The sequence below is a fragment of the Amycolatopsis sp. H20-H5 genome, from assembly GCF_035828755.1.
GTDB lineage: Bacteria > Actinomycetota > Actinomycetes > Mycobacteriales > Pseudonocardiaceae > Amycolatopsis.
Genome location: NZ_JAYMZS010000072.1, coordinates 1 through 735, shown reverse-complemented (window position 1 = coordinate 735; position 735 = coordinate 1). Strand labels below are relative to the sequence as shown.

The following is a 735-nucleotide window of genomic DNA, read 5'->3' as shown; positions in this document are numbered from 1 at the left end:
CAGTTCGAACTGGCCGGCGGTGACGACGGTCCGCTGCCGCGAGATCGTGCGCTCCCGGCCCTCGTCAGGTTCCACCGAGACCGCCAGGTACGCCCGCCGGTGCCCGATCAGGCCCACGGCGGGCATCCGCAGCCGGTGCGGACCGGCCGCGCCGGTCCGCCACACCGCCTCGCCGCGGGTCAGCTCGACCAGGAAACCGACCCGGTCCGGGCCGTGCAGCAGCACCGGGTCGCCGTCACGGAACGCGGCCGACAGCACGTTCGCCGACGCCTCGACGAAGAGCCGGGCCAGCGAGTGCTGGTGATCCCATTCGGCGCGGAACACCGCGCTGAGCGGGTCACCGCGCACGACGATCTCCCCCGGCACGGGCAGCGTGATGTCCTCCGCGGCCAGGATGTGGCCCACCCGCCGCCGCCAGCGGGCCCGCCACTCGAGCACCTGCGCCGAGTCCGGTGCCTCGATGTCGTCCACAGCGCGACGCACCGACGCCGTCGTGAGTCCGGTGGCCGCCGCGAGCAGGCGATGTCCGTCCGGTGTGCCGGGCAGCTTCGCGGACCGCCCGAGGTACGCGCGGACCCGCTCGCGGACGAGCCCGGGATCTGGGCGGTGGGCGCCGCGCCAGGCCAGCCACGGCCCGTCGGGGACCAGGGCGGGCACGATCCGGTCGAGGGTGGAACCCGGCTCGATCACGTCCACCCCGGCGTGGTCCGCCGTCAGCACGGCACCCGAGAACAG

Annotated in this window: 1 protein-coding gene; it reads right to left on the bottom strand. The window is 75.2% G+C overall.

Annotated features, from left to right (window positions below):
- A partial coding sequence (locus tag QMK34_RS30885; protein WP_326418055.1) for a hypothetical protein occupies positions 1 to 735 on the bottom strand: 735 nt, incomplete at both ends.